The 857-nt window shown below is 34.7% G+C and carries 1 protein-coding gene; it reads left to right on the top strand.

The window, feature by feature from the left end; all coding sequences use genetic code 11:
• Nucleotides 1–857 (top strand): TIGR04141 family sporadically distributed protein (locus IPZ49_RS23010; RefSeq protein ID WP_193762906.1); only part of this gene is annotated, 857 nt, incomplete at both ends.

Genomic DNA, 857 nt, shown 5'->3' with positions numbered 1-857 from the left:
ATTTATGACATTCCCTTTGACGATGAATGGGTTGTTTATCATCTATGCGAAGGAGAATGGTATAAAGTTGATCAAGATTATTTAGCAATTTTGAAAGATTATATCGATCAAAGATGCGAGAACACCTCACTTCCACCATACAATCACGATAACATAGCAGCAAACAAAAGAAGTTATAGTGAAGAAAACTACAATGAAGATGTTGCCCGTAACTCACTTACACATATCTGCCTTGATCAAACAGATATAAGCCCTGATGGATATACGCAAATAGAGCCTTGTGACATAATTAGTTATAATGGAAATACGTGCATTTTCCACCATATAAAAATATCCTCACGCTCATCTCAGCTTAGTCATCTTTTTAATCAGGGTGTCAACTCTATGGAGTTGTTAATTCTGGAAGGACACAGTAGAGATAAATTAAAAAATCTCATTGAAGAAAAAATACAACATCGTGATTTAGATAGCTTCAAGCGAGTAATCGATGGAAATGACTATAAAGTTGAGTTCGGCATAATTACAAAAAAACCTGCAATGTCTAAATCTGATAACCTTCCACTTTTTTCAAAAATAAGCTTAATGAGAAGTTTAAGAGCACTTTCTCTTTGCCGCACGGAAGGTGTGGTAAGTTTTATACAAGATATAAGTCCGCCTAAAGAAAGCTATAGTAAATATCCTCGTATTACAGTAGTCGTATCTCTTGATGCAAATGGTAAGAATGAGGTTGTTGTAGATAACAACCAAATTTTCCCACAAGGGAAAAAAGTAATGAGATGCTCTCAAGAAATAACTAATAGCGCTATCGGTTCAAAATATATGCTTTATGTCAAAGCAAGCGAAAATGGGGATCTTAG

The organism is Enterobacter cloacae complex sp. S2, from assembly GCF_015159675.1.
Classification (GTDB): domain Bacteria; phylum Pseudomonadota; class Gammaproteobacteria; order Enterobacterales; family Enterobacteriaceae; genus Enterobacter; species Enterobacter intestinihominis.
The sequence above is the reverse complement of the archived record's forward strand: the minus strand, read 5'-3'. Positions and strand labels throughout refer to the sequence as shown.